Raw genomic sequence first — 25,639 nt, 5'->3', positions numbered from 1 at the left:
CGGGTCGCCGCAACCGCTTTGTCGGTCAGAGCAGTCCGTACTGCTTGAGCTTCTTACGTAGTGTTCCGCGATTAAGTCCGAGAACTTCCGAGGCACGTGTCTGGTTGCCTTTGACGTAGTTCATGACGCTTTCAAGCAGCGGCGCCTCTACCTCGGAAAGCACCATGTTGTATACGTCGGTGACGTCTTGGCCTTCAAGGTGCTGGAAATAATTTTGCAGCGCTTCTTCCACGCTGTCGCGCAGGGGGCGCGGATTACGGGCTTCGTCGCTGCCAGTGGCAGGAAGAGTGGATGGACTGCTGTCGCTCACGGTGGGATTTCCGTCAAAAAAGGTAGAGGGTTCGAGGTTCATGCTGCCAGATCTCCTTCCAGCAGGCGGCTGAAATACTGATTGATGGCCAGGTGTTGCTGTTCTGCGCAGGAAATGGCGTTGAAACTGCGGCGGAATTCGCCAGCACCGGGCAATGTCTGCAGGTACCAGCTCACGTGCTTGCGCGCAATGCGGGCGCCGTGCTCGCTGCCATAAAACTGGTGCAGGGCCTGCAGGTGCTCACTTAGGATCGTGCGCTGGGTATTAAGGTCAGGCTCGGGTAGGGTGTTCCCGGTGCGCAAATAGTGGTCTATTTCGCCGAAAATCCAGGGTCGCCCCTGGGCTGCACGGCCAATCATCACGGCATCGGCACCGGTCTCCTGCAATACCTGTTGGGCTTTCTGCGGGGTGGTGATGTCGCCATTGGCGATGACCGGTATGCGGATGGCCTGCTTGATCGCGGCGATGGTGGCGTACTCTGCCTGGCCGGTATACAGCTCGGAGCGAGTGCGACCGTGCACGGCCAGTGCCTGGATGCCGCTGGCCTCGGCAATGCGCGCGACGCTGACACCGTTGCGGTTATCTGGATCCCAACCGGTACGGATTTTCAGCGTAACCGGTACCTGCACCGCCGCTACAACGGCTTCAAGGATCTCGGCGACCAGGGCTTCATCGCGTAATAGCGCGGAGCCGGCAGCCTTGTTACAGACCTTCTTGGCGGGGCACCCCATGTTGATGTCGATGATTTGCGCGCCAAAGTCCTGATTCATGCGGGCAGCTTCGGCCATCATCTGCGGATCGCCGCCGGCAATCTGCACTGAGCGCGGCTCTGGCTCACCGCTGTGGTTCAAGCGGAGTTGGGATTTGCGGCTACTCCACAGGCGGGTGTCGCTGGTGACCATTTCCGATACCACCAGCCCGGCGCCAAGGCGGCGGCAAAGCTGCCTGAACGGCTGATCGGTAACCCCGGCCATGGGGGCCAGAATAACGGGGTTCGGTAGTTGGTAAGGTCCGATGCTGAGCACTGCCAGGTCCATCCCTGTACTATCCGGTCGCTTGCCCGGTGGTCTGTTCTGCGGAGTCACTTCTACGGCGCCGAACTCTTGGCTCAGTCGCAGACGAAGAAGTGTGAAAAAGGGCGGTAATGATACCTGCAAAGCATGACCGGTTAAAGACTGATCTGGCTGTTTTTTGTACAGCTTTGCATTGACTAATTGGAGGATTGCGTCTAGGTGCCTGAGCGCCGCTAGGGCGCTCAGGGGCTGAGGAAGTCGAGGTTATAGCTGGACGCTTGCGGTCCTGGGGCGACCATGCTCAGGGCGATGTGAATCGGCGTTTGGGGTGGCATCAGGTTGCGCCCGGCCAGTTCACCGCCGAGGTACTCTTCCGGGCGGAAGCGTTTCTCGCTGACACTGTTGCCGCGATTATCGGTAAACAACATGCGCACCACCGGAAAAGGCTGCGGATAGTCGGCACGGTTGTAGATGATCACGTCGATAGCGACCGCATTAGGGAAGTCGGGATGCGGGCGGACCAGCAGATTGCTGCTGCGTACCTGGCTAATGTCGACCCGTACGGGTAGTTCGCAGCCGGCTACCAGGCAGATGCCCTCGAGCGTGGGGCGCCAACGCTCGTCGCGTGCCCAGGCCTCGAGGTTGTAGGTTACGATCTGGGCCAGCAGGGCGCCGATAGCAAGCAGGCATAGGGGCGTCCAGATCCAGTTGTGGCGACCGCGGCGCTTGGCACGTACCGGCTCATCCAGCAGCAGCGGCTCGTCGTCCAGGTCGGGCAGGGTCAGGTCATCGTCCAGCCTGGGCTCGCTGCGGGTGTCGATGTTGTCCTCTGGCACATCATCCAGTTCGGCTTCATCGATATCAGGCTCGTCTCGGGCGGTCAGGCCGGTCTCGACTTCGGCGTGTTCGTCCTCGGGTACGTTGGCTGGGCGGTCACGCAGAAAGATGCCCCCGGGGCCGGTGGCATCCTGCAGCGGCAGCATGCGCGCCGGCGGGGGTAGTGCGTCTGCTGGTTTGCTCGGCAGCGGGTCTGGTTCGGAAAATGCCGGCTCGCGGCGCTGCTGGATATCCCGCGCCGGTGGCGTGGCGATAAAGTCTTCGTGCAGGTCGAAGTCGTCGTCATCCAGGGCGCCGGGCTGCTGCGGGTCGGTTGGTTCCTGCGGCAGCGCGGTCTCGGCAAGACTCAGAGGCTGGTCATCGTCGAGGAAGTCGTCGTCTGCGGCGCTGAGACCTGGCTCGCTGTCGTCTGCGGTCAGTCGCGCCTCATCCCGGCTCGCCGAGAGGGGAGGGTTAACCTCTTCGACGATGGATTCGTCGAGCCCAAGGGCTTCGAGGTCGAGGTCGTCCAGCTCCAGATCGTCGTGAATAAGGAGCTCGCCTGCGGCGTTATGACGCTCAATTGGCGCTGCTGGTGGGCTTTGTGCCGGGTTGGTACTCAGCGCATTGAACACTTTCAGGCAGGCGCCGCAACGCACGTTCCCGGCTGCTGCGCTCAGTTGTTCCTGAGACAGGCGGAAATGGGTTTTGCAGTAAGGGCATTGCGTGACCTGCAGTTCACTCATGGTATGCCGGACGTCCTGTGCGCGTAACGGTTTTGAGGGGGTATTTTGCCTACAAGCGAGTCAGGCTGTCACGGCTTGCGACGGCCACTGACGCGAATCCAGCCGTCCTGATTGGCGACCGGGTCCAGCTCGAAGTAATCCTGATAGGCGGCGAGAATGTCTTCGGTCTGCTCAGCCAAAATGCCGGACAGGGCGATCAAGCCACCCGGTAGTACCAGGCTGGCCAACTGCGGCGCCAGGCTGACCAGCGGGCCCGCGAGAATATTGGCGACTACGACTTCGGCCGGTTGCTGTGGCATGTTCTCTGGCAGGTAGAGATCGAAGCGCTGGTCCTCGATGTGGTTGCGCTGCGCGTTGTCGCGCGAGGCCTCTAGAGCCTGTACATCAATATCGGTGCCGACCGCATGCTTTGCACCCAGCAGTAGGGCTGCGATGGCCAGAATGCCGGAACCGCAGCCGAAATCGATCACCTGTTTGCCGTTAAGTTGCTGGCCATCCAGCCATTGCAGGCACAAAGCGGTTGTGGGATGGGTGCCGGTACCGAAGGCCAGGCCGGGGTCGAGCAGCAGGTTGACCGCCTCGGGCTCCGGGGCTGCGTGCCAGCTGGGCACTATCCACAGACGCTCGCCAAAACGCATGGGGTGAAAGTTGTCCATCCAGCTGCGTTCCCAGTCCTGGTCCTCGATCTGCTCCAGCTCGTGTTGCGGCAGCTCACCTTGCCATAGCAGTTGCAGGTGTTGCAGCAGCGCTGGCCCATCGGTATCTGCCTCAAACAGGGCAAGCAGATGGGTGTTGGACCAGAGCGGGGTGGTGCCCAGGTCTGGCTCGAAGATAGGCTGATCTTCTGCATCCATGAAGGTGACGGACACTGCACCGAGTTCCAGTAGTTTATCTTCGAGGCTTTCGGCCTGTTCGGGGGTGATGGCGAGTCGGAGTTGCAGCCAGGACATAAGGGTTTCCAATAAGGTGTGCAAAAGACGCTCTTGCGTCTGGTGCTGTAGCAGGCCCTATTATGGCTGTGCCCGCTACGGAGAAAAAGAGTCGCTGTGTGCAATATTCGGCGAAGCTACCGCCGCTGCCGCGGAGAGGTGCCGCCCCGGCCGCTTGGCGGGGGCGGGGGAGCTATCCGTTTTTCCCCGCTTTGGTACAACCAAAACCCATGTGGTCAGCGCACTTGCTGATTGCTTTTTGCGCAATGGCTGAGAGCTTGTTCCTCGCCCGACAGCGCTCGGTGTGCTGCGTAGCAATTGGCCATGCTGCTCATGGCTTTCACGGTAAGTTTGGACTCTTCGTCGACGCGGAGCAGATAAACATGATCGTAGCGCGCCCTGTCATACCAAGGCTCAATTGTCTGCGCGCTGGTGACGCAGTGATACTGGAACTGAAAGGTAAACCCTTGGGCTCTGTCCTTGCGTTGAATGTGGTGATAACTCATCCAGTCGCGGTTGCGCTTGCCTTGCTGCACTGCTTCGCGACAACCGGACAGATCGGTAATGTCCGGCTCATGCAGAAAGATGCTTTGCGCCACGCTGGTATCGGTGACGTTGACCGCGGCCAGCAGGTAGACCTTTTCTTCCTCAGGCTGGGCCTGGGCGGATAAAGCCAGTGCTAGCAGTGACAGCAATAATCCCTTTTTCATATACCACTCCTTGTTATGGTGCCTGGCCAGAGCTGAATTGGTGTCGCAGGTTAACGTCGTGGCCCGGTAGAAAAAAGCCCGGGTAGGCCCGGGCTTTGGTACTTCAGGCTTCAAGAGGACTGCATCTTGCAGCTTCTGGCCTCCAGCCTTGAGCTGGTGTTATTTCAAACCCAGCTTGTGCTCCAGATAGTGGATATTTACACCACCCTTGCAGAAGCCAGGATCACGCACCAGCTCACGGTGTAGCGGCGTGTTCGTCTTGATGCCGTCTACTACCAGCTCGTCGATAGCGTTGCGCATGCGCGCCAGCGCTTCCTCACGGGTGGCACCATAGGTAATCAACTTGCCGACCAGGGAGTCGTAGTAGGGCGGTACCTTGTAGCCGCTATACAGGTGCGAGTCGACGCGAACGCCATTGCCGCCCGGAGCGTGGTAGAAGCTCACTGTGCCGGGGCTGGGCATGAAGGTTTTCGGGTCTTCGGCATTGATGCGGCATTCTATGGCGTGGCCACGAATCACCACATCGTCCTGGGTAAAGCTCAGCGGCTGGCCGGAGGCGACCAGAATCTGTTCCTTGACGATGTCGATGCCGGTGACCATCTCCGATACCGGGTGTTCGACCTGTACGCGGGTGTTCATCTCGATGAAATAGAACTCGCCGTTTTCGTACAGAAACTCGAAGGTGCCGGCGCCGCGGTAGCCCAGATCGATACAGGCCTGTACGCAGCGGGCCTGCACTTCAGCGCGGGCTTTCTCGTCAATGCCGGGAGCAGGCGCTTCTTCAATGATTTTCTGATGGCGACGCTGCAGTGAGCAGTCGCGATCGCCCAGGTGAATGGCGTGTCCCTGGCCGTCCGACATCACCTGTACTTCCACGTGACGTGGGTTGGTGAGGAATTTTTCCAGGTAGACCATCGGGTTGCCAAAAGCCGCGCCCGCTTCGGTACGGGTCAGCTTGATCGACTTGATCAGGTCTGCCTCATCGTGCACCACGCGCATGCCGCGACCGCCGCCGCCGCCAGCCGCCTTGATAATCACCGGGTAACCAACGCGTTGACCGATGCGCAGGCACTCTGCGTCGTCGTTTTCCGGCAGTGGTCCGTCAGAGCCGGGCACGGTCGGCACGCCGGTTGCCTTCATTGCAGCAATCGCGGAAACCTTGTCGCCCATCAGGCGAATCACTTCGGCACTGGGACCAATGAAGGTGAAGCCGGAGTTTTCGATCTGCTCGGCAAAGTCGGCATTTTCCGCTAGGAAGCCGTAGCCGGGGTGGATGCCATCCGCACCGGTGACTTCGGCGGCGCTGATGATGGCAGGGATGTTCAGGTAGGAGTCAGTGGCACTTGGCGGCCCAATGCAGACGGTCTCGTCTGCCATGGCCAGGTGCATCAGCTCACGGTCTGCGGTGGAGTGCACCGCTACGGTCTTCAACCCCAGCTCCTTGCACGCGCGAATGACGCGCAGCGCAATTTCACCACGGTTGGCTATCAGTACTTTATGCATCGCAGCCTCCGGGCCGGGCTCAGGCGATGCTGAACAGGGGTTGATCGAATTCCACCGGCTGGCCGTTATCCACCAGGATGGCCTGCACCACGCCGCTCTTGTCGGCTTCGATGTGGTTCATCATCTTCATGGCTTCAACGATGCACAGCACATCGCCGGCTTTAACCGTGTGACCTACTTCGACAAAGGACGCGGCAGTCGGTGACGGTGAGCGGTAGAAGGTGCCAACCATGGGCGAGCGAACCAGGTGACCGGACGGCTCGGCCGGTGCTGCTTCAGCGACCGGTGCTGCGGGCGCGGCGGCCGCTGCTGGAGCAGGGGCGGCAGGTGCTGGCTGAGGCGCGTAGTATTGCGGTGCAGCGGGCTGCTGGCTGTGCCGGCTGATGCGCACGGACTCTTCACCCTCGTGAATCTCCAGCTCGTCGATGCCGGACTCTTCCAGAAGCTCGATTAGTTTTTTGACTTTGCGAATATCCATTGATGCGTGCACTCCAGAGCAGGGTTAATCGTATTCAGGATTGTTCTATTTTGTGTATTGCCGCCTGCAGGGCCAGTTCATAGCCCTGGGCGCCCAACCCGCAAATCACGCCTTCGGCAACGTCCGAAAAGTAGGAATGATGGCGGAAAGGTTCGCGTTTATACACGTTGGATAAGTGAACTTCGATGAATGGGATGCTCACCGCGAGCAACGCGTCACGTATTGCGACGCTGGTGTGAGTAAAAGCGGCAGGATTGATCAGGATAAAGTCGATGGCCTCATCGCCAGCCGCGTGAATACGCTCGATCAATTCATGTTCGGCGTTGCTCTGCAGGCTGAGCAGATGATGACCGTGCTGGCTGGCAAGCTCGCGCAGGTGTTGATTGATCTGCTCGAGGGTGGTCGCGCCGTAGACGCCGGGCTCGCGGCTGCCAAGACGGTTTAGATTGGGTCCATGCAGGACCAGTATGCTGGCCATTTTACTTATATTCCGTTGCTGAATCCGTGTGACCAAGCGGTCAGTGCTTTACCCGGCAGTTTGCCGGATTCGGATTGGACTGTCCACAACCCGAAGGTTAGCACCAAATGCCGACATGATGCCTGCATTAAGGCGTTAAATTGCCATCGGCCGCCTGTTGCAAGAGGCGCAGGAAGTGGGCCTTGTCTACTTCGCCTTGAATGCGCAGCTTACGCTGCTCCTCGCCATCGCCGCGGTAGAACAGGTAGGCGGGTGGGCCGAACAGTTGATGTTGAGTAAGCCAGGCGCGTTGCGCCGGAGTATTGTCGGTCAAATCGAGCTTGATCCGCGCATAACCCGCCAGCGCCTCACGTACCGCCGGCTGGCTGAGAATTTCCCGCTCCATGACTTTGCAGCTGATGCACCAATCGGCGTAGACGTCGACGATCGCCGGTTGCTGCTGGCGCGCGGCGCTCTGCAGTGCCAGGTTCAGCTGTGCCGGGTCGGTCAGGGTGGTGAACTCGCCGCTCTGCTGCGCAGCGCTGTCACGCGTCGTACTGAACGGCTGTAATGGCCGCAGGGGATCTTCAGCGCCGGCGAGAGCGCCGAACAAGGCGGCACTGGCGTACAGCGCGATCAGCAGTGCCAGGGTGCGACGCAGGTAGTTGCCGTGATCGGCGCTGAACAGACCAATGCGCACCGCCAGGCCGGCGGCCAGCGCGGCCCAGAGAGCCAGGCTCAGCGAGCCCGGAAGCAGGCGCTCAAGCAGCCAGATAGCCACTGCCAGCAGGCCAAAGCCGAACAGGTGTTTGACGGTGTTCAGCCACGGACCGGAGCGCGGTAAAAGAGCGCTGCCAAACAGCGCCACCAGCAGCAAAGGCACACCCATGCCCAGGCCCAGGGCGAAGAGCTTCAAGCCGCCGCCCAAGGCGTCCCCGGTGGTGCTGATGTAGACCAGTGCGCCCGCCAGCGGAGCTGAAATGCAGGGTGAAACCACCAGGGTAGACAGCGCGCCCATACTGGCGGCGCCGGCCAGTGAGCCGCCTTCGGTGCGTTGATGAATACGCTCCAGCGGGTCGCGCAGAAAGCGCGGCAAGCTGAGGTCGAAGTGGCCGAACATGGCCAGTGCAAAGAGCGCAAAGAAGAGTGCGAACGAGCCCAGAATCCACGGTGATTGCAGGCGCGCCTGAATGTTCAGCGCCGCGCCAAAACTGCCGATGAGGGCGCCGACAATGGCCAGGGTGACGGCCATCCCCAGCACATAGGCAAGCGCCAACGCCAGTGCGCGGCCCCGCCCGATGGCGCTGCGGCCCAGCACCAGGCTGGACAGAATCGGCAGCATCGGCAAGACGCAAGGCGTGAAGGTCAGGCCCAGACCTGCGACAAAAAACAGCAGCAGGGCAAGGCCGCCCGTTTCGCTGCTAAGCGAAAACCCACTGGGCGCATCGCTGGTGTCAGCTGGCTTGGCAGGGGCGCTAGCCTCAGTCAGCGTCAGGTTGACGACTTCCGGCGGATAGCAAAGGCCGGCGTCAGCGCAACCCTGAAAGCCCACGGCAAGGTTGCTGGCAGCGGCGGGCAGGTCGCTGACATCGAGGGTTACCTGCAATTGGTTGTAGTACACCTCGACGTCGCCGAAATACTCATCGGTTTTGTGCTTGCCCTCGGGTAGCTGCGCAGTCAGCGGCAGATCGTGCTCACCCTGCAGTGTGAAGTGCAGACGATGGCGGTAGAGATAGTAGCCGGGGGCAATATCGAAAATGACGCTGATCTGCTGATCGTTGGCCTCCAGCAGGCCGGGGCGAAAGGCCTCGTGGACGGGTAGAAAATCGGCCTGATTGCTACTGCCTTGTAGCAGCCCGGTGAGCGAGGAGCCGGATGCGCTGGTGCTGCTGGGGAAGGCGGCCTGCGCGCTGGCCGTGAGCAGCAGGCTCAGCAAGATGAAAAAACGGAACAGTCGCATTGCACACCCGGCCAGTTGAGGGATAGCCATCATAAAGGCTGGTCGGGTTGGGCGAAAGAGCCGTCCGGGGCGCAGCGCCCCGGCAATCGTTGCTGAATCCTTCCACTGGCCGGTTGGAGATTCAGACCTTGAAGGCAGAGACGGCCGAGAGCAGGTCGCCGCTGCGCTGGCTGATCTGCTGCGTGTGCGCCCGGGTTTGCGCAACCATACCCAGGTTCTCCTCGGTCAGCTGATGAATCTGCTGGCTGTTCTCGCGAATGGTGCGTACCTGGCCAGACTGGGTATCGGTGTGGCTGGCGATATGTTCTGCCAGCTCGGTGATACGCACGATGGCGCTGACAATGCCGCTCAAGGCAGCGTCCGCGCGCTGGCCCTGTTCGGCAGTGTGCTGTGCGTGCTGAACTTGTTCGTTCATTTGCTCGGCCGATTGCCGCGCAACCTGTTGCAGGCTCTCGATCAGGCGCCGGATTTCCTGCGTCGAGCCAGCGGTGCGCTGTGCCAGTTGTCTTACCTCGTCGGCCACCACGGCAAAGCCGCGTCCAGCCTCGCCGGCGCGCGCTGCTTCAATGGCGGCATTCAGGGCCAGCAGGTTGGTTTGTTCGGCGATGCCCTGGATGACCTGCAGCACGCCACCGATGGTGTCGGACTCACTGACCATGCGATCGATGGTGCGCGCGGTGGTCTCAACCTCGCTAACCAACTGTTGCATCTGCGCTATGGTGCCGCCGATGACCTGCTGACCGTCGCGCACTTCGCGGTTGGCCGAGCGCGCCAGTTCAGCGCTCTCGCCGGCGCTGGTGGCTACCAGACGCACCGCTTCCTCCATGCCGCCAATGTCCTGATTGATTGCCTGGGTATCACGTTGCTGCTGCGCGGCGCGGTCGTGGGTATCTGCCGAGAGCTGCTCCAGCTGCTGACTGGTACCGCTGAGTGCCTCGGCCTGCTGGTTGATGGTGGCGACCAGCTCGATCAGGTAGTTGCGTAGCTGATTGGCCGACTGTTCCAGTTGCACCAGCTCGCGGGTGTTGCTGTGAGTGCGTACCGCGCTACGGAAGTCGCCGCTGGCGTAGGTGCTGAGCGTGGGGGCGAAATGGCTGATGGCGTTGGCAATCGAGCGCTGAATGCGGTCGATCAGCAGAGCGATCAGAATGATCAGGGCAATGATCGCCAGCTGCACGTTGCGCACCTGGTGGGTAATGTTGTCACGCTCCGCGGTCAGAGCCGGCCGAATCAGATCGGCTCCTTGCTGCAGGTCGTTGGTACGCTCTACGGTAATACCTTGCAAGCGGGCGCGCTCGGCAATCAGCTCGCCAGTGCGCTGCAGCTCCGCCGGGTAGCGCGACAGCAGTGATTGCAGGGCGCGCTTGTAATCTTCGCCCGGATCGGACTCGGTGGTTTCCTCGCTACCTCCCACGCCTAATAGCGCGGCGAAAGGGTCTTCGCTGCTGTCGGTTTCGCTTACCACACCAAGCAAGGGGAGTTGCTGCAAGGTCTCGGCGTCCTGCTGGGCGGTGCTGATTAGGCGCTTTAGATTGTCCATCAACGCCGGGTCGTTCTGATTGAAGAGCCGCGCGCGCGCCAGGCTGATGCGCAGCAAGTCCTGCTGCAGGCTGTCGAGCCGCACTATGTATTGCAGTGCGCTGCGGTTGCCTTGCTCGGCGCTGGCATTGGCGTACTCGGTCAGGTTGTGCAGTTCGGCCATCAGTTCGCGCTCGGCCTGTACCAGCAGGGCCTGCGGGTCGCCGGCCAGCTTGCCGATGGCCAGCAGATCACCGCTGACGAACTCGGTGAAATCCGCGAGAGGTTGTTCAAGTGGCTGGCGAATGTCGGCGGGCAGGCGCTGCAGGTTATCGGCCAGTTCGGCGGCGGTGTTCTGCGCCTGCTGATGGCGCAGGGCGTCGCCACTCAAACGGTAGGCTTCAGTGTCGCGCTGCAGGCTTTGTACCTGAGCAACTATATTCAGGTAGGTGTCCATCAACGCATAAGGCGTCTTTAATGCATGTTGTGACCACCACAGGCTGGCGCCGAGCGCGATGCCGACCGCGACCAGCAGGCTGGTATTGAACAGGGTAAGTGTTTTCAGGCGCATTGCAAACCCGCTGGAGCTGGAGGTGGGAGTGTTAGAACGATGGCGCCAGCATAATGTCAGTTGTGTTACAGCTTGATGAAAGATGGCCATGTGCCTTGTCTGGCGTGGGCTCGGGTTGGCGTGGAGCGGGGTGCCCCGTGATATGCTGAGCAACGAACTGAAACGGGAGTGCAGAGATGAGATTCGGAAAGCGCACAGATGCGGCTGGCGACAGCAGCCTGGATGGCTCCACGGTGGGCAGAATCGCCTTGGGTGTGGTGCTGGTATACCTGCTGATTTGTCTGGTGGTGGGTTGGTACTGGAGTCGTGAGCCTGATCTCTCGCCGCTGGTGGTGCGCGCCGACGACAGGCCGATGGTGTCCGGCGAATACACCGCGCGTACGCTGCACTCGTTGATGGGCGAATTGCTCAGCAAGCCGGGTGGCTACCTGAGTAACGACGTGGCGCCGCCCGGTTTGTGGCTCGACAATATGCCCAACTGGGAATTTGGTGCCCTGGTGCAGGTGCGCGACATGAGTCGAGCGCTGCGCCGTGACATGGCGCGCTCGCAGTCGCAGTCGAAGGAAGATGCCAACCTGGCCAAGGCCGAGCCGCTGTTCAGTACCAATAACAACCGCTGGATGTTCCCCTCGAGTGAAAGCGAGTACCAGCACGGTATGCAGCAGCTCGACCAGTACATCACTCGGCTGCAGCGCGGCGATGCCTACTTCTATGCCCGCGCCGACAATCTGGCCAGCTGGGTGGGCGATGTGAGCACGCGGCTGGGTTCGCTGTCGCAGCGACTCTCCGCCAGTGTGGGCCGCGCGCCCTTGATCGAAGGCGGCAAGCTGGGCACCACTACGCCCTGGCTGGAAATCGACGACATCTTCTATGAAGCGCGGGGCACCTCCTGGGCACTGGTGCATCTGCTGCGTGCGATCGAGCATGACTTCCACGATGTACTGGTGAAGAAAAATGCCCTGGTCAGCCTGCAGCAGATCATCCGGGATCTGGAGGCGACCCAGGAAACCCTGTGGAGCCCTATGGTGCTCAATGGCAGTGGCTTCGGCATGCTCGCCAACCACTCGCTGGTGATGGCCAACTACCTGTCTCGTGCCAATGCGGCGATGATCGACCTGCGTCGGTTGCTTGAACAGGGCTAGGCAGTGGATAAAACGGCAATCGAGGCATACCTGGCAGCGTCTGCAGCTGAACAGGTCATTCATGTGGATGAACAGGACCAGCCGCTTGGCATAGTGCCGCGCGGCCAGGCGCAGGTAGACGGGTTGATTACCCGCTGCACCTTCATCTTTGTTTTCAACTCCCGTGGCGAGCTGTGCCTGCATCAGCGTACCGACCACAAGCGCCTTTACCCCGGATTCTGGGATGCGGCTGCCGGTGGGGTGGTGGCAGCGGGCGAAAGCTATCAGCAGGGCGCGGAACGCGAGCTGGCGGAAGAGCTGGGGGTCGCAGGCGTGACGCTCACCGAGCATCTGCGCTTCTACTTTGAATCCGAAGAGAGTCGTCTCTGGGCAGCGGTATTCAGCTGCTGCTGGGACGGTCCGCTGCAACTGCAGCCCGAGGAGGTGCAGGCAGTGCGCTGGGTCGATCCACGCAGTGACTGGCAGCGCCCGGGCGAGCAGTACGCCCCGGATTCGCAGGACGCTCTGCAGCGCCTGTTGCAACAGCTGGATGTGGAATAGGGCATGGCAAAGAAAAACGGTCTCGAGGCCCTGGGTGGCCTGGTTTATTCAACCGACAGTGGGCGTATGTGCCCCGATTGCAGCCAGCCGGTGGCGCAGTGTCGCTGCGCTGAGCAGGCGCTGCCCGAAGGCGACGGCATTGTGCGGGTACGCCGTGAAATCAAAGGGCGTGGCGGCAAGACTGTTACCAGTGTGAGCGGCGTGCTGCTGGGCGCCGAGGAACTGAAAGCCTTGGCCAAGCGCTTGAAGAACCGCTGTGGTTGCGGCGGCTCGGTCAAGGATGGCGTTATCGAGATCCAGGGCGACAAGGCCGAGTTGCTCTGCGAGTTGCTGACCGCCGAGGGTTACAAGACCAAGCGTTCCGGCGGCTAGGCGGTGGCTGCGGGCAGTGAACTGCTGCAGCTGTGGCGCGACCCGCCGACCCACAAGCGGGTGTGGGCGATCGCACTGCCGATGATTCTGTCCAACATCAGCGTGCCGCTGGTGGGGCTGGTCGATACGGCGGTGATCGGTCATCTGGATGGCGCTCACTTTCTCGGTGGCGTGGCGGTGGGCAGTACGCTCTTCACTTTCATTCTCTGGGCAGCCGGTTTCCTGCGCATGGGCACGACCGGCTTTGCCGCTCAGGCCTGCGGTGCCGAAGACGGCGCTGCGCTGCGCCGAGTACTGCTGCAGCCGCTATGGCTGGCGCTGCTGATCTCGTTGCTGGTCTGGTTATTCCAAACCCCTTTGTTGAATCTGGGCCTGCATCTGCTGGACAGCAGCCAGGCGCTGCTGGATCAGGCGCGTCTGTACGTTGGTATTCGCCTCTACAGTCTGCCTGCGGCCTTGGCCAATTTCGTGTTGATTGGCTGGTTTATCGGTGCGCAGAACAGCCGTGCGCCTTTCGTGCTGCTGCTGGCGGTCAATCTTTGTAATGTGGCTTTGGATCTGCTGCTGGTAGTGGCGTTGGAATGGGGCGTGGCGGGCGCAGCTTGGGCCACGGTGATCAGCGATTATCTGGGCCTGCTGCTGGGGTTGGCGCTGTTGCAGCCGATATTGCGCCGTTACACGGGGCAGACCGACTGGCTGCGCGCCCTGTTGCTGCGCGGCGCGGCGCCGTTAATTCGGGTGAATCGCGATATTCTGATTCGCACCCTGGCGCTGGAGTCGGTGTTTTACCTGCTGGTCGTGCAGGGCGCGCGTCTGGGTGACGAGGTGGTGGCGGCCAATGCGGTACTGCTCAACTTCCTGTTGCTTACCTCGCACGGGCTGGATGGCTTGGCGCATGCGCTTGAGGCGCTGGGTGGGCATGCACTGGGGCGGCAGGACAAACCGGCCCTGCGCAAGGTGCTGGTGGTATCCACGCTGTGGTCACTACTGCTGAGTTGCGGTTTCGTACTGGTATTTCTGCTGGGCGGCAACACGATTATTGCCCTGCTGACCGATCTGCCCCAAGTGCGCCAGCAGGCCGGCACCTATCTGCCCTGGATGGCAGTGATGCCGCTGGCTGCAGTCTGGAGCTATCTGCTTGACGGCCTATTCATCGGCGCCTCCCGCGCCCGCGCGATGCGTAATGCCATGCTGGCCGCGCTGCTGTTATACCTGCCGCTGGCCTGGAGCCTGCAGGGCTTGGGCAATCAGGGTGTGTGGTTGGGGTTTCTGTGCTTCATGCTGCTGCGCTCGCTACTGCTGGGCGGCTGGTTTGTGCATCTATGGCGTGCCGACCGCTGGATGGCGCGCCGCTGATTCAGAGTTGCCCACTCATCGCTGGCGTCAGCCACCAATGCAGATACCGCCCCAGATGCTGATAGGCCGGGTGCTGGCTGTAGCGCAGTTCATACTCGATCAGGTCATCCAGGCTGCTGTTGCTGCAGAAGGGTTCGGGCATGTAATCGTAGAACACGCGCACACCGCTGGTGGCGCGGCAGTCCAGTCCGGCGGCGATGCTCCACTGTAGTACCTCTTGCGGGTCCAGCGGCTGTTGCGGTGTCAGACCGCTCTTGCCTTGCCCGGATAGCGGCTTTTTGCGCAGCTTTTTGAACTGCCCCTTGACCAGATTCTTGTAGATCAGCGCGTCGCGGTTGTAGAACGCCAGTGACAGCGCGCCGCCGGGCTGTACCAGTGACGCCAGTTGCTGCAGGGCCGTGGCCGGGTCGGCCAGCCACTCAAGGACGGCATGGCAGACCACCAGGTCATATTGCTCGCCACGGGCGGCGAGTTCCTGCAGTGGCGCCTGCAGGAAGTGCACCGGCAGCGCCGGAGCGCTTTCCTCGATGCGCTGGCGGGCGATATCCAGCATGGCCTCGGCGGGTTCGGCTACGGTTAGCTGGTGGCCGAGTCCGGCCAGCCAGGTGCTGATCTGACCCAGCCCGGCGCCTATGTCCAGAATGCGCAGTGGCGTGGCTGATGCGCTTAGCGCCGGCAGCCACTGCTGCAGGTCGCGCTGCAGCACCGCCAGACGGATGGCACCCTTGGGGCTGTCGTAGATACGCTGGGCAAAGCGTGCGCCCAGGTGGTCAAAGTAGCGGTCGGTCATACGAGTTTCCGGTGGCGGGTGGCTAGCCTCAGGCTGACCGACAGACATAAAAAAAGCCAGCTTGTGGCCGGCTTTTCAACGGGGCGAAACGCTTATTTTTGGTAAGCGTTTACAGCCTTAACAATTTCCGCGCGGGCTTCGTCAGCGTTGCCCCAACGGTCGATCTTGACCCACTTGCCGGCTTCCAGATCCTTGTAGTTCTCGAAGAAGTGCTGGATCTGCTGGATCAGCAGCTCAGGCAGGTCGGTGTATTCCTTGATGTCGTGGTACAGCACGCTCAGTTTGTCGTGGGGTACGGCGATCAGCTTGGCATCTCCGCCACCATCATCAGTCATGTGCAGTACGCCAACCGGACGAGCACGGATCACGGCGCCAGGGGCGACCGGATGCGGCGTCACAACCAGCACGTCGAGCGGGTCACCGTCGTCGGCCAGGGTGTTGGGAATGTAGCCATAGTTGGCCGGGTAGAACATGGGGGTAGCCATGAAGCGGTCAACGAACAGCGCGCTGCTGTCTTTGTCGATCTCGTACTTGATCGGCGCGTGGTTGGCTGGAATTTCAATGGCGACATAAATGTCGTTGGGAACGTCTTTGCCTGCGGGGATCTGGTCGTAGCTCATGGGGTACCTGAATCGGCCATAGTTGAAAACTGGGCGGCATTATAGGCGTATCGCGCAGGGATACCAAGTAAAACCCGGTGTACCTTGGTCGTAGTTGATATGCCCCGTATTAACAGGCATTCGCCGCGAGGCTCGCGGCGAATGCCTACGTGGGCTCAGAACTGCCAGCGTGCCGACGCGACCAGGTTGCGGGGCTCGCCGTAGCGGCCGATATACTGCATGCCGCTGTAGTAGGTCTTGTCGAAGGCGTTGTTCAGGTTGAGCGCCAGACTCAACTGCTCGTTGACCCGATATTTGGCCAGCAGGTCGACCAGAAACAGGCTGTCCTGCACGAAATCCTCGCCATTGGGGCCGGCGTCTTCGGCAACGGCCTCGTCTTGCCAGCGCAGGTTGCCGCCAACTGTCAGGCCTTGCAGCAGTTGATCCCACTCGTAGGTGGTGAACAGCTTGAAGGTATTGTCCGGGATGTAGCGGTTGATGTGATCGCCGGTGCTGTTCTCGGTGGTGGTGCGCGCAAAGCCGCCAGCCACCTGCCAGCCCTCAGCCAGCTCACCGGCAAGCTCCAGCTCGAAGCCTTCGGACTCGGCACCAGCCTCGGCGCGGTAAGCCTGAGCGCCGTTAGGCGTAACGAAGCCCGGGCCGAGTGATACCGCGAGATTCTCCTGCTGCAGCTGAAACACCGAGAGAGTGGCATTCAGGCGGCCGTCCATCAGCTCACCCTTGAGGCCCAGCTCGTAGTTGTTGCCCTCCAGCGGGTCGAGCGTCTTGCCACTGATGTCCTGTTCGTTCTGCGGCTCAAAGATGGCGGTGTAGCTGGCGTAGGTGGACCACTGCTCGGTCAAATCGAGCACCAGGCCGGCATAGGGGGTGACCACGCCGTTTTCGTTGGTGACCGGTGTGGTGGTCTTGGCACCGGCGGCGGTTTTAGTCCAGTCGTCCTGCTGCCAGTCACTGACGCGGGCGCCGAGCAGCAGGTGTACCCGATCGGTTGGATTCAGGCGCATGGCCGCGGCGTAGGCGGTGGTTTTGACATCTGAGCCGAAGGTGCCGCCCGTTGCACTCAGGTCGGGCTTGGGCCAGTAGCCGGTTTCATAGAACTCAAAGGAATTGGGCAGCGACACCGGCATGGTGCCGTTGTACCAGCCTGGGTAATTGTCGCCCTCATTGGCATAGTCGGCGTGGAAGGCCGAGAATAACAGCTGGTGCTCCTGGCCCAGCCAGTCGAAGCTACCTTGCAGGCTGGCGTTGAAAGCGGTTATCTCCTGGTCGGCGGCCCAGCGGGTCATATACAGCGTGCCACCGGCGCCGGTTTGCTTGTCGATCCAGCGGGCGTAGTTGTAGCCCAGGCTTTCGTCGTAGCCGCCGCTCTTGTTTTCGGCCTGAACTCTCAGTTGCCAGCGGTCGCCCAACTGATGCTCCAGGCGGGCAAAGAGGTTCAAGCTGTCGCGGGTAAAGTCGGACCAGTCGGTGCCGGAGTTGGTTGAGCGCGACAGATCGGTATAGCTGCCGTCGCTATAGAACAGCGGCAGGCCGTCGCGCGAGGCGCCCTGGTTGTTGAAATCCTGATACTCGAAGCCTGCTGACAACAGCGTGCTGTCGCTCAGATCGGCCTCGAGCACACCAAAAAGCGCCTGCTGCTCATGGTGCTCGCGGTCGACGAAGCTGTCGTTCTCCTGATAGGCCGCTGCCAGCCGGCCGCGCAATCGGCCGGAATCGAGCAGCGGCCCGCTGACGTCTACTTCGCCACGGTACATGTCCCAGGCGCCACCCTGCAGGTTGATCTGTACCTGCGGCATGGCGGTAGCGCGCTTGCGCACCAGGTTTACGCTAGCGGCGGGGGAGCCCATGCCGGACATCAGGCCGGAGGCGCCGCGTACCACCTCGATGCGGTCGTAGGCGATCATGTCGGCGGTTTCTTCGGTAAAGCCATAGATGCCGGTGGGCCGCGGCACACCGTCGACCAGATAATTTTCCACCGAGAAGCCGCGTGACATGTAGCTGATGCCGTCGCTGCCCAGCGCGCTGGTGCTGTTCGCCTCGATACCGACAACCTGATCCAGCACCTGGGAGATGGAGGTCAGGTTCTGGTCGTCCATGCGCTGACGGGTCACCACGGTGACCGATTGCGGTGTGTCGCGTATCGACAGGTCAAGTCCGGTGGATGAGCTCGTAACCTCGGTAGTGTAGGAGTTGCTGCCCTCGGTGGTGCTGCTGACGGCGGCGCCGGATACGACCATCGCGGGCAAGATAGCCGTACCGTCGGCATCGCCAGTCGCTTGCGCTTTGCTCAGGGTGTAGTTGTTGTCACCCTGGTGCACCAAGGTCAGGCCGCTGCCGCGCAACAAGTGCTGCAAGCCTTCGGCAACGCTAAAATCGCCACGCAGTGCCGGCGCTCGCCGCCCTGCAACCAGGCTGGGGTCGTACTACAAGAGGATGCCGGCCTCGCGGCCGAATTGGTTGAGTGCGTCTTCCAGTGCGCTACTGGCGATCTGGTAGTGCTTTACCTGGGGACTATCGGCTGCGGTCGCCGGGCCTGCCGCGAGACCCAGCGCGCTGGTCAGCAGCAGCGTAGCGGAGCAGACCGCCAGTCGGTGACGCTGGAAGGGAGGGAAGCTCATGCTGATTCCTTTTTTAATGGTGTTGGCGAGTGGTTACCTTCCCTGTCACGCGAGAATCAAAATCAGCTCATTTATTTTATATTCGGCGAAATGCTCAGGCGGCGCTGGCAGGTACCAGGCGCACCCAATAACGGCTCAGGCTTTGCAAGCGCACCGGCAGGCTTTGCGTCAGACTGGTGAGAATGCGGTCAGTTGAGGCCAGGGGGTAGGAGCCGGAGATCCGCAGCTGCGCGATGGTGGGGTCGCAGCCCAGATAGCCTGGGCGGTAACGCGCAAGCGTCTGCACAAATTGCCCGAGCGGCATGCTGGAGGCCACCAGCATGCCCTGGGTCCAGGCGAAGCGCTGTGCGTCAGTGGGTTGTACCGCCGACAGCTGGCGCTCATCGAAGTGGGCGCTCTGGCCTGCTTGCAGCACGCCTGCCAGCCCCGAGGCCTGTGCGGGGTAAATCGCCACCGCGCCGCTCAATACATCAACCTGCGACCTGCCGTCCCGCTGTAACACCGCGAAACGCGTGGCCTGCGGCCGCAGCACGCCCTGTGCGGTGACAACACTGATGTTGGTCGCGGAGGTATTCAGCAGCAGCTCGCCTTGCAGCAGTCGCAGTTGCAGGCCCGAGGCAGTGTACTCGAGGTTTATTGCGCTCGCGGTGTTGACCTCCAGCTGCGCCCCACCTGGCAAGGTAAGACTGCGATGTTCTCCGGTGTCGGTGCGAATATCGGCCAGTCTCTCGCGCCAGGGTAGTTGATAGCCCACAGTCGCAAGGCTGCCGCTAAACAACAGCAGGCCAAGGGCTTTGACTGCCCGGCGGCGCTGCGCCCCGCTGGGGGCCAACAGTGCTGCGCGGGCGGCGGGGTTGAGGGCCGCGCCGAACTGCTGGTTGGTGGATTGGATGTGCTGCCAGGCACGCTGATGGCGTTCATCGGCTGCCAGCCAGTCGCAAAGCTCTGTTGGGTCCAGCTCGCCGGCCAGCTGTGCGATATGCCGGTCTACCGCCGCCAGCGCGACGTCCTGAGGAATATCGCCAAGGGAGGTCATTGCTCCAGTTCCAGGCCGAAGTAGCAGCGCAGGGCGGCGCGGCGCAGGTGGCGCTTGACTGTGCTGATGGAAATATTCAGCGCCCGGGCCACGTCGGCATGACTCATGCCGTCGAGCTGTACGTGCAGAAAAACACGGCGCACCACACCGGGGAGGCCGTCGAGCAGGCGGTCGACCTGCAGCAAGGTCTCCATCACCAGTGCCTGCTCTTCCGGCGACAGGGCGAAGCGTTCGGGTTGGTGTGCCAAGGCTTCAAGGTAGGCCTGCTCGAGCTGTTTGCGGCGCCATTGGTTGGACATGACCCGTTTGGCCACTGTGGTGAGAAAGGCCCTGGGTTCATGCAGTCCGGGCAGGTCGTCCTTGGCCAGTAAGCGCATGAAGGTGTCCTGCGCCAGGTCGGCCGCGCGGTGCGAGCAGCCGAGTTTGCTGATCAACCAGCGTTCGAGCCAGCCGTGGTGGTCGCGGTAAAGTGTGTGCATGTCCATCGCCGGGCCCTGTGCCAGTCAGCTGGGAGGCCCGGTTGACTCGGGTTCAGCTAATGATAATCAGTCGCATTCTATGGTGGGGGCCAGACGCGCGCAAGCGGGCGTTGTGGCGGTGCATGCTGGCAGGCAGTTTGCTGGACGCTTTAATGGGGAACAGGAGCGGCGTGGCCGCTCACCGTAGGTAGTGTGTGCGAAGGGGGCGAGGGCGGGTTAGTTCAGCTTCAGCGCGAAGTACATGAAGTCGTGATCGTTGCTGAAACCCAGTGAGCGGTAGAGGCTTTGCGCCGCCACGTTATCTTCGCCGGTCATTACCGTCATGCGTTCAACACCCGCAGCGCGCGCCAGGTCCTTGGCGTGGTTGATCAGCTTGTCGGCAACCAATTGCCGGCGCGCCTCTTCGGTAACGTAGATGCCTTTGAGTACCCAGGCGGCAGACAGCGTCAGCGCCGAGAAGCTCGGAATGAACTGGCAAAAGCCCAAGGCCTTGCCAGAGTCATCGTCTTCGGCGATCAGGATGATGGCTTGCTCGTGCACCAGGCGCGCCTCCAAAAAGCGGCGTGAGGCTTCCGGCTTGGGCAACTGCCCGTAATACTCGCGGTACTTGATGAACAGGGGCGTTACTTCATCAAGGCGATCCACATCTGCCTGAACTATGCGCATACGATTACCCATTTTTGGTCATTAAGTGGCTGGGAGGTTTTTATCAGTCATTCGCTTCATCCTGCATCAGCATGAGGCAATCTGCAATCGGCGGCCACAAAAAAACCGCCGCTCCAGAGGATACGGCGGTTGTGTCAACTCGAGGCGTCTAGACTGCGAATGGCGGCAGCTTTTTGGCTACGGTCTGGCGCTTCAGGGTGACGTAGTGCGGCATGCCATTCTTGAACGGCGGGAAGTCTTCGCCCTGGATCAGCGGCGACAGGTAGCGGCGGCAGGCGTCGGTAATGTGAAAGCCATCATCGGTGATGAAATCGCGCGGCATGAACTTCTCGACGTTGGCCACATCCTTCAGCGGCGCTTCGATGATGTCCCACTCGTAAGGCGCATCGTTCAGGCGGCGAATCGCCGGCATGATCGAGTTCTTGCCTTCCAGGGCGATTTTCACTGCGGCTTGGCCCAGCGCGTAGGCCTGATCCACATCCACCTTGGCAGCGATGTGACGGGCAGCGCGCTGCAGGTAATCGGCAACGGCCCAGTGGTATTTATAGCCCAGCTCTTCCTTTACCAGTTTGGCGATGGTCGGCGCCACGCCGCCCAATTGCGCGTGACCAAAGGCGTCGGTCAGGCCGGACTCGGAGAGAAACTTGCCATCGCTGTTCTTGATGCCCTCGGAAACGCCGATCACGCAGTAACCGTGGGTTTTTACGCACTCGTCGACACGGGCCAGGAAGGCGGCCTGGTCGAACTCGATTTCGGGGAACAGCAGAATGTGCGGCGGCTGACCTTCGCCTTCATTGGCCAGACCACAGGCGGCGGTAATCCAGCCAGCGTGGCGGCCCATCACCTCAAGGATGAACACCTTGGTGGAGGTGGCGGCCATGGAGGCAACGTCGAACCCGGCTTCGCGGATCGAGGTGGCGACGTACTTGGCCACGGAGCCAAAGCCCGGGCAGCAGTCGGTGATCGGCAGGTCGTTGTCGACCGTCTTGGGTACGTGGATGGCCTGGATCGGATAGCCGAGGGTTTCGGCCAGTTGCGAGACCTTGAGGCAGGTGTCGGCCGAGTCGCCACCGCCGTTATAGAAGAAGTAACCGATGTTGTGCGCTTTGAAAACTTCGATCAGACGTTCGTATTCGGCGCGGTTGGCTTCCAGGCTTTTCAGCTTGTAGCGGCAGGAGCCGAAGGCGCCGGACGGCGTGTGGCGCAGCGCGGCGATATCGTCGATGGATTCCAGGCTGGTGTCGATAAGCTCTTCGGTCAGGGCGCCGATAATGCCGTTGCGTCCGGCGTAGACCGTGCCGATCTTATCGGGATGCTGGCGAGCAGTTTCGATCACGCCGGCAGCAGAGGCGTTGATAACGGCAGTTACCCCGCCCGACTGGGCATAGAAAGCGTTCTTGACGGTCATGTGGACTCCATGTGTTGAGACTTTAAAGGCGTTAGCCGCAGATCCATTGCTGCCGTCGAGCGACAGGGCGCGCGGGGCAAGTGCGCAGGTGGAGCGGACAGATGCGCGAATGATAGCCCAAAGCCGCGTCAGTTGCATGACAATCAGGCCGCAGACCCTGACCTCAGGCGCGTCGTGCTAGTATCCTCCTAGCGTGCAAATGGCCCGCCCGTCGGCAACTTTTGTCTGCCGATTCGGGTCAGTGTTGCGGGTTATAGAGAGTTCAACGACGGCTACAAGGCTAATCAATGCATCTGCACATTCTGGGTATCTGCGGTACGTTCATGGGGTCGTTGGCGCTGCTGGCGCGCGAGCTGGGGCACGAGGTCAGCGGGTCGGACGCCAATGTCTATCCGCCGATGAGCACGCAGCTTGAGGCCCAGGGCATTGCCCTGCAGGAAGGTTATGACCCCGCGCATCTGCAGCCGGCGCCGGATCTGGTGATCGTCGGTAATGCCATGAGTCGCGGCAATCCGGCGGTCGAATACATGCTGGACCAGGGGATGCCCTACGCCTCCGGCCCGGAATGGCTGGCGCGCTATGTGTTGCAGGAGCGCTGGGTGCTGGCGGTTGCCGGCACCCATGGCAAGACATCGACCTCCAGTCTGCTGGCCTGGCTGTTGGAAGATGCCGGTATGGCTCCCGGCTTTCTGATTGGCGGGGTACCGCAGAATTTCGGCATCTCGGCCAGGCTGGGCGATACGCCGTTCTTTGTGGTCGAGGCCGATGAGTACGACAGTGCCTTCTTCGACAAGCGCTCCAAGTTCGTACACTACCGCCCGCGTACCGCGATTCTGAATAATCTGGAGTTTGATCACGCGGACATCTTTCCTGATCTGGCCGCCATTGAGCGGCAGTTCCATCATCTGGTGCGCACCGTTCCGGCCGCTGGCCTGATCATTCGCCCGCAGGGCGTGGCAGCACTGGATCGGGTGATCGAGATGGGCTGCTGGACGCCATGCCAAACCACCGGCGAAGACGGGGACTGGCAGGCAAGGTTGCTCAAAGCCGACGGTTCGCAGTTTGAAGTCTGGCTCAACGGTGAGCTGCAGGGTGTTGCGGATTGGCAGCAAACCGGCATGCACAGCGTTGCCAACGCGCTCTCGGCACTGGCTGCAGCGCGCCATGTGGGCGTGACGCCGGCCCAGGGAATCGCCGCATTGGGCGGCTTTCGCAACGCCAAGCGGCGGATGGAAAAGCTGGCCGAGATCAACCGCATTACCGTCTACGATGACTTTGCCCATCACCCCACGGCCATCGCCACAACCCTGGCGGGGCTACGCGCGCAGATTGACGATGACCGCTTGATCGCCATTATCGAGCCACGCTCCAATACCATGCGTTTGGGCAGCCACATGCAGGCGCTACCTGCCAGCGTCTGTGATGCCAGTGAGGTGATCTGGTATCAGCCGCCGGGCCTGGACTGGTCGCTGGCTCCGGTGGTGCAGGGCAGTCCTGTACCGGCTCAGGTAGTCACCAGTCTGGACGCCATCGTGCAGCAGGTCGTTGATAAAGCCACGCCCGGTACCCGGGTAGTGATCATGAGCAACGGCGGCTTTGGCGGTATTCATCAGAAGCTGGTTCAGGCGCTGGAGGCTCGTCATGGCTGAACTGCAGCGGGTAACCCTGGCGGTTACCGGTGCTTCGGGGGCGCAATATGCCATGCGTCTGCTGGAATGCCTGGTACAGGCCGGTGTAGAGGTCTCGTTCCTGATTTCGCAGGCAGCCCAGTTGGTCGTGGCGACCGAGACGCGGTGGCAATTGCCGGCCAAGCCGCAGGCGCTGGAACTGTATCTGACCGACCAGTTTGCTGCCAGGCCGGGGCAGATCAGGGTATATGGCAAGCAGGACTGGATGGCGCCCGTCGCCTCCGGCAGCGGTGCACCAGCCGCCATGGTGGTTTGCCCCTGTTCCACCGGGTCGCTCTCGGCGATTGCCACAGGGGCCAGCAATAACCTTATCGAGCGGGCGGCGGACGTGGCCCTGAAAGAGCGCCGCAAGCTGATTCTGGTGCCTCGCGAAGCGCCGTTTTCGACTATCCACCTGGAAAACATGCTCAAGCTGAGCCAGATGGGCGCGGTTATTCTGCCGGCCAGTCCGGGTTTTTATCAGCATCCCGAGTCGGTTGCCGATCTGATCGACTTTGTTGTGGCGCGGATTCTAAATCAGCTGGGAATCGAGCAGCAGCTGCTGCCGCGGTGGGGCGAGGCTGGCCCGCAAGGGGAGTAATGAGCGGCGCGCGCGGGGAGGATGCACGGGCAGGTGCGTGGCCTGCCCGCAGCGACTACCGGTGTTACTTCACACGAAGTACAGCGACAGACCTTCGGAAATGAACGCTGGCTTGTCGACGCCTTCGATTTCCAGGGTGTTGCGTGCCTTCATCAGCCATTGCCCCGGATTCTTCTCGGTGACATCCAGAATGGTGGTGTGCAGGCGCACGCGTGAGCCGACACGTACCGGCTGGATGAAGCGCAGGCTATCCATGCCGTAGTTGACAGCCATTTTCAGGCCTTCAGGGCGCGGCATCAGGCCGGCAGAGAGCGCTGGCAGCAACGACAGCGACAGGAAGCCGTGGGCGATGGTGCCGCCGAAGGGCGTCTGTTTGGCTTTTTCTTCATCGATGTGGATGAACTGGTGATCGCCGGTGCACTCGGCAAACTGGTTGACCCGCTCCTGATCGATCTGCAGCCATTCCGAGTGGCCCATATCCTTGCCGATCAATGAGGTAAGTTCGCTAACTGGTATAGCTGTCATGGCGTTCTCCGTGACTCTTATTGTGGCCCGCTGGGGGTGTGCATACCTGCCCGCTGCAATGCTAACCTGCCGGCACAAGCGTTTCCGGGTGAATGGTTGCAAGCGCCGGCGAGGGGGTCAATCAGTCGCGGCCTTATATTGGTTTGCTGAATGATTCGACCTTCCTGCTGAAGGCTATGCCTGACGGCGATGGATGACAAGAGGATCGAATGAGCGAAAAAACCGCATTATTTCCGCTTAAAACAGTATTGCTGCCGGGCTGTACGCTGGATCTGCAGCTGTTTGAGGCGCGCTACCTGGATATGGTCAGCCGCTGCTTCAAGGCAGGCGAGGGCTTTGTGGTCGTGGCGCTGGAAAAGGGCCCAGAGTCCGGTACCGGCGACCTGCGGTTCAGTGCCTTGGGCTGTGAGGCGCAAATAGTCGATTTTCAGCAGCGCGATAACGGGTTGCTGGGCATCCGGGTGCTGGGCGGTCGCCGCGCGCAGGTAAGCGACGTGGAGGTGGCTGCCGACGGTCTGGTGCTGGCACAGGTGCAATGGCGCGCCGAGGCGGAAGACGACAACCTGGTGGTGGCACATGACGAGCTGGAAACCCTGCACGCTGCCTTGCTGGAGCACCCGCTGGCGTCCGGTCTGGGCTTGCCGCCGATCGGCCGCAGCCAGCAGGCGCTGGCTTATCAGCTCGCCTACTTGCTGCCGTTCAGTTTGGATCAGAAAACCCACCTGCTGGCGTTGGATCATCCGGCCGAGCGCTTGCAGCAGATCACTGAATGGCTGGAGGTACTACAGGCCTGAGGCGCGGTGCATCC

The 25,639-nt window shown here is 61.4% G+C and carries 26 protein-coding genes; 7 read left to right on the top strand and 19 right to left on the bottom strand.

The window, feature by feature from the left end:
* Positions 1–25: 25 nt before the first annotated feature.
* The 10 genes from fis to BLU26_RS07260 all read right to left on the bottom strand — a co-directional run bounded on the left by fis (position 26) and on the right by BLU26_RS07260 (position 11,011).
* Entirely contained in the window at positions 26–352 is a 327-nt protein-coding gene (fis, locus tag BLU26_RS07305; protein WP_092285260.1) for a DNA-binding transcriptional regulator Fis, read from the bottom strand.
* The gene (dusB, locus tag BLU26_RS07300; protein ID WP_407920341.1) at positions 349–1,347 is read right to left on the bottom strand and encodes a tRNA dihydrouridine synthase DusB; all 999 of its coding nucleotides are present in this window, start codon (positions 1,345–1,347) and stop codon (positions 349–351) included. Before dusB ends, fis begins: the two co-directional genes overlap by 4 nt.
* Before the next feature lie 218 nt (positions 1,348–1,565).
* The gene (locus BLU26_RS07295) at positions 1,566–2,885 is read right to left on the bottom strand and encodes a zinc-ribbon and DUF3426 domain-containing protein (RefSeq protein WP_092285258.1); all 1,320 of its coding nucleotides are present in this window, start codon (positions 2,883–2,885) and stop codon (positions 1,566–1,568) included.
* Positions 2,886–2,953: 68 nt separating this feature from the next.
* Complete coding sequence (gene prmA / locus BLU26_RS07290) at positions 2,954–3,835, bottom strand: 50S ribosomal protein L11 methyltransferase (RefSeq protein ID WP_092285256.1); 882 nt, start codon at positions 3,833–3,835, stop codon at positions 2,954–2,956.
* A gap of 215 nt (positions 3,836–4,050) precedes the next feature.
* A complete protein-coding gene (locus tag BLU26_RS07285; protein ID WP_092285254.1) occupies positions 4,051–4,524 on the bottom strand; it encodes a hypothetical protein in 474 nt (157 codons plus the stop codon).
* Positions 4,525–4,683: 159 nt separating this feature from the next.
* Positions 4,684–6,027 carry an acetyl-CoA carboxylase biotin carboxylase subunit gene (accC, locus tag BLU26_RS07280; protein WP_092285252.1) on the bottom strand — a complete coding sequence of 448 codons (1,344 nt, stop codon included), beginning with the start codon at positions 6,025–6,027 and terminating at the stop codon, positions 4,684–4,686.
* Positions 6,028–6,046: 19 nt separating this feature from the next.
* Positions 6,047–6,505: an acetyl-CoA carboxylase biotin carboxyl carrier protein gene (accB, locus tag BLU26_RS07275; protein ID WP_092285250.1), complete on the bottom strand. Its 459-nt coding sequence runs from the start codon at positions 6,503–6,505 to the stop codon at positions 6,047–6,049.
* Between the two features lie 34 nt (positions 6,506–6,539).
* Entirely contained in the window at positions 6,540–6,983 is a 444-nt protein-coding gene (gene aroQ, locus BLU26_RS07270) for a type II 3-dehydroquinate dehydratase (RefSeq protein WP_092285248.1), read from the bottom strand.
* Between the two features lie 127 nt (positions 6,984–7,110).
* Positions 7,111–8,922 (bottom strand): protein-disulfide reductase DsbD, encoded by a 1,812-nt coding sequence (dsbD, locus tag BLU26_RS07265; RefSeq protein ID WP_157719325.1) that lies wholly within the window; start codon positions 8,920–8,922, stop codon positions 7,111–7,113.
* A 121-nt stretch (positions 8,923–9,043) separates the two neighbouring features.
* Positions 9,044–11,011, bottom strand: a complete 1,968-nt coding sequence (locus BLU26_RS07260) for a methyl-accepting chemotaxis protein (protein WP_157719324.1) — start codon at positions 11,009–11,011, stop codon at positions 9,044–9,046.
* A gap of 176 nt (positions 11,012–11,187) precedes the next feature.
* Here BLU26_RS07260 and BLU26_RS07255 point away from each other — a divergent pair, with 176 nt between their 5' ends.
* Genes BLU26_RS07255 through dinF form a run of 4 tightly spaced genes read left to right on the top strand, consistent with a single transcriptional unit; the run spans position 11,188 to position 14,421 of the window.
* A complete protein-coding gene (locus BLU26_RS07255; RefSeq protein WP_092285242.1) occupies positions 11,188–12,153 on the top strand; it encodes a DUF2333 family protein in 966 nt (321 codons plus the stop codon).
* A gap of 3 nt (positions 12,154–12,156) precedes the next feature.
* On the top strand, positions 12,157–12,693 hold the full coding sequence (locus BLU26_RS07250) for an NUDIX hydrolase (protein WP_092285240.1): 537 nt from the start codon (positions 12,157–12,159) through the stop codon (positions 12,691–12,693).
* A gap of 3 nt (positions 12,694–12,696) precedes the next feature.
* Entirely contained in the window at positions 12,697–13,065 is a 369-nt protein-coding gene (locus BLU26_RS07245) for a translation initiation factor Sui1 (RefSeq protein WP_092285238.1), read from the top strand.
* 3 nt (positions 13,066–13,068) lie between these two features.
* Positions 13,069–14,421, top strand: a complete 1,353-nt coding sequence (gene dinF, locus BLU26_RS07240; RefSeq protein ID WP_231702022.1) for an MATE family efflux transporter DinF — start codon at positions 13,069–13,071, stop codon at positions 14,419–14,421.
* A gap of 1 nt (position 14,422) precedes the next feature.
* On the opposite strand, the gene BLU26_RS07235 is transcribed toward dinF, so the two are convergent.
* The 8 genes from BLU26_RS07235 to BLU26_RS07200 all read right to left on the bottom strand — a co-directional run bounded on the left by BLU26_RS07235 (position 14,423) and on the right by BLU26_RS07200 (position 22,038).
* Positions 14,423–15,211 carry a methyltransferase domain-containing protein gene (locus BLU26_RS07235; RefSeq protein WP_092285236.1) on the bottom strand — a complete coding sequence of 263 codons (789 nt, stop codon included), beginning with the start codon at positions 15,209–15,211 and terminating at the stop codon, positions 14,423–14,425.
* Between the two features lie 92 nt (positions 15,212–15,303).
* Entirely contained in the window at positions 15,304–15,831 is a 528-nt protein-coding gene (gene ppa / locus BLU26_RS07230) for an inorganic diphosphatase (RefSeq protein WP_092285235.1), read from the bottom strand.
* A 155-nt stretch (positions 15,832–15,986) separates the two neighbouring features.
* Complete coding sequence (locus tag BLU26_RS07225; RefSeq protein ID WP_269433989.1) at positions 15,987–18,242, bottom strand: TonB-dependent siderophore receptor; 2,256 nt, start codon at positions 18,240–18,242, stop codon at positions 15,987–15,989.
* A gap of 12 nt (positions 18,243–18,254) precedes the next feature.
* Entirely contained in the window at positions 18,255–18,449 is a 195-nt protein-coding gene (locus BLU26_RS07220; protein ID WP_092285233.1) for a hypothetical protein, read from the bottom strand.
* Positions 18,450–18,543: 94 nt separating this feature from the next.
* Positions 18,544–19,485 (bottom strand): FecR domain-containing protein, encoded by a 942-nt coding sequence (locus BLU26_RS07215; protein ID WP_092285231.1) that lies wholly within the window; start codon positions 19,483–19,485, stop codon positions 18,544–18,546.
* Entirely contained in the window at positions 19,482–19,964 is a 483-nt protein-coding gene (locus BLU26_RS07210; protein ID WP_092288400.1) for a sigma-70 family RNA polymerase sigma factor, read from the bottom strand. Before BLU26_RS07210 ends, BLU26_RS07215 begins: the two co-directional genes overlap by 4 nt.
* Positions 19,965–20,180: 216 nt before the next feature.
* A complete protein-coding gene (locus tag BLU26_RS07205; protein ID WP_092288399.1) occupies positions 20,181–20,630 on the bottom strand; it encodes a GNAT family N-acetyltransferase in 450 nt (149 codons plus the stop codon).
* Between the two features lie 148 nt (positions 20,631–20,778).
* Positions 20,779–22,038, bottom strand: a complete 1,260-nt coding sequence (locus BLU26_RS07200) for a 6-phosphofructokinase (RefSeq protein ID WP_092285229.1) — start codon at positions 22,036–22,038, stop codon at positions 20,779–20,781.
* Between the two features lie 287 nt (positions 22,039–22,325).
* Between BLU26_RS07200 and mpl the strand changes: the two genes are divergently transcribed.
* Positions 22,326–23,687 carry a UDP-N-acetylmuramate:L-alanyl-gamma-D-glutamyl-meso-diaminopimelate ligase gene (mpl, locus tag BLU26_RS07195; RefSeq protein WP_092285227.1) on the top strand — a complete coding sequence of 454 codons (1,362 nt, stop codon included), beginning with the start codon at positions 22,326–22,328 and terminating at the stop codon, positions 23,685–23,687.
* Entirely contained in the window at positions 23,680–24,306 is a 627-nt protein-coding gene (locus tag BLU26_RS07190) for a flavin prenyltransferase UbiX (RefSeq protein ID WP_092285225.1), read from the top strand. The genes mpl and BLU26_RS07190 overlap by 8 nt, the downstream gene beginning before the upstream one ends.
* Positions 24,307–24,375: 69 nt before the next feature.
* Here the strand turns inward: BLU26_RS07190 and BLU26_RS07185 are convergent, their stop codons facing one another.
* Positions 24,376–24,831, bottom strand: a complete 456-nt coding sequence (locus tag BLU26_RS07185; protein ID WP_092285223.1) for a MaoC family dehydratase — start codon at positions 24,829–24,831, stop codon at positions 24,376–24,378.
* Positions 24,832–25,040: 209 nt separating this feature from the next.
* On the opposite strand from BLU26_RS07185, the gene BLU26_RS07180 reads away from it, so the two are divergent.
* Complete coding sequence (locus tag BLU26_RS07180) at positions 25,041–25,625, top strand: LON peptidase substrate-binding domain-containing protein (RefSeq protein ID WP_092285221.1); 585 nt, start codon at positions 25,041–25,043, stop codon at positions 25,623–25,625.
* The last annotated feature ends 14 nt before the right edge of the window (positions 25,626–25,639 follow it).

It is taken from the genome of Halopseudomonas sabulinigri, assembly GCF_900105255.1.
In the GTDB taxonomy this organism is placed as follows: Bacteria; Pseudomonadota; Gammaproteobacteria; order Pseudomonadales; family Pseudomonadaceae; genus Halopseudomonas; species Halopseudomonas sabulinigri.
Note: the sequence above shows the minus strand (reverse complement) of the source record. Positions and strands in the feature narration are given on the sequence as shown.

Coding starts and splice junctions, on each gene's coding strand:
- fis (WP_092285260.1), bottom strand. CDS start 352: ATGAACCTCGAACCCTCTACCTTTTTTGACGGAAATCCCACCGTGAGC.
- dusB (WP_407920341.1), bottom strand. CDS start 1,347: ATGGACCTGGCAGTGCTCAGCATCGGACCTTACCAACTACCGAACCCC.
- BLU26_RS07295 (WP_092285258.1), bottom strand. CDS start 2,885: ATGAGTGAACTGCAGGTCACGCAATGCCCTTACTGCAAAACCCATTTC.
- prmA (WP_092285256.1), bottom strand. CDS start 3,835: ATGTCCTGGCTGCAACTCCGACTCGCCATCACCCCCGAACAGGCCGAA.
- BLU26_RS07285 (WP_092285254.1), bottom strand. CDS start 4,524: ATGAAAAAGGGATTATTGCTGTCACTGCTAGCACTGGCTTTATCCGCC.
- accC (WP_092285252.1), bottom strand. CDS start 6,027: ATGCATAAAGTACTGATAGCCAACCGTGGTGAAATTGCGCTGCGCGTC.
- accB (WP_092285250.1), bottom strand. CDS start 6,505: ATGGATATTCGCAAAGTCAAAAAACTAATCGAGCTTCTGGAAGAGTCC.
- aroQ (WP_092285248.1), bottom strand. CDS start 6,983: ATGGCCAGCATACTGGTCCTGCATGGACCCAATCTAAACCGTCTTGGC.
- dsbD (WP_157719325.1), bottom strand. CDS start 8,922: ATGCGACTGTTCCGTTTTTTCATCTTGCTGAGCCTGCTGCTCACGGCC.
- BLU26_RS07260 (WP_157719324.1), bottom strand. CDS start 11,011: ATGCGCCTGAAAACACTTACCCTGTTCAATACCAGCCTGCTGGTCGCG.
- BLU26_RS07255 (WP_092285242.1), top strand. CDS start 11,188: ATGAGATTCGGAAAGCGCACAGATGCGGCTGGCGACAGCAGCCTGGAT.
- BLU26_RS07245 (WP_092285238.1), top strand. CDS start 12,697: ATGGCAAAGAAAAACGGTCTCGAGGCCCTGGGTGGCCTGGTTTATTCA.
- BLU26_RS07235 (WP_092285236.1), bottom strand. CDS start 15,211: ATGACCGACCGCTACTTTGACCACCTGGGCGCACGCTTTGCCCAGCGT.
- ppa (WP_092285235.1), bottom strand. CDS start 15,831: ATGAGCTACGACCAGATCCCCGCAGGCAAAGACGTTCCCAACGACATT.
- BLU26_RS07220 (WP_092285233.1), bottom strand. CDS start 18,449: ATGAGCTTCCCTCCCTTCCAGCGTCACCGACTGGCGGTCTGCTCCGCT.
- BLU26_RS07215 (WP_092285231.1), bottom strand. CDS start 19,485: ATGACCTCCCTTGGCGATATTCCTCAGGACGTCGCGCTGGCGGCGGTA.
- BLU26_RS07210 (WP_092288400.1), bottom strand. CDS start 19,964: ATGCACACACTTTACCGCGACCACCACGGCTGGCTCGAACGCTGGTTG.
- BLU26_RS07205 (WP_092288399.1), bottom strand. CDS start 20,630: ATGCGCATAGTTCAGGCAGATGTGGATCGCCTTGATGAAGTAACGCCC.
- BLU26_RS07200 (WP_092285229.1), bottom strand. CDS start 22,038: ATGACCGTCAAGAACGCTTTCTATGCCCAGTCGGGCGGGGTAACTGCC.
- mpl (WP_092285227.1), top strand. CDS start 22,326: ATGCATCTGCACATTCTGGGTATCTGCGGTACGTTCATGGGGTCGTTG.
- BLU26_RS07190 (WP_092285225.1), top strand. CDS start 23,680: ATGGCTGAACTGCAGCGGGTAACCCTGGCGGTTACCGGTGCTTCGGGG.
- BLU26_RS07185 (WP_092285223.1), bottom strand. CDS start 24,831: ATGACAGCTATACCAGTTAGCGAACTTACCTCATTGATCGGCAAGGAT.
- BLU26_RS07180 (WP_092285221.1), top strand. CDS start 25,041: ATGAGCGAAAAAACCGCATTATTTCCGCTTAAAACAGTATTGCTGCCG.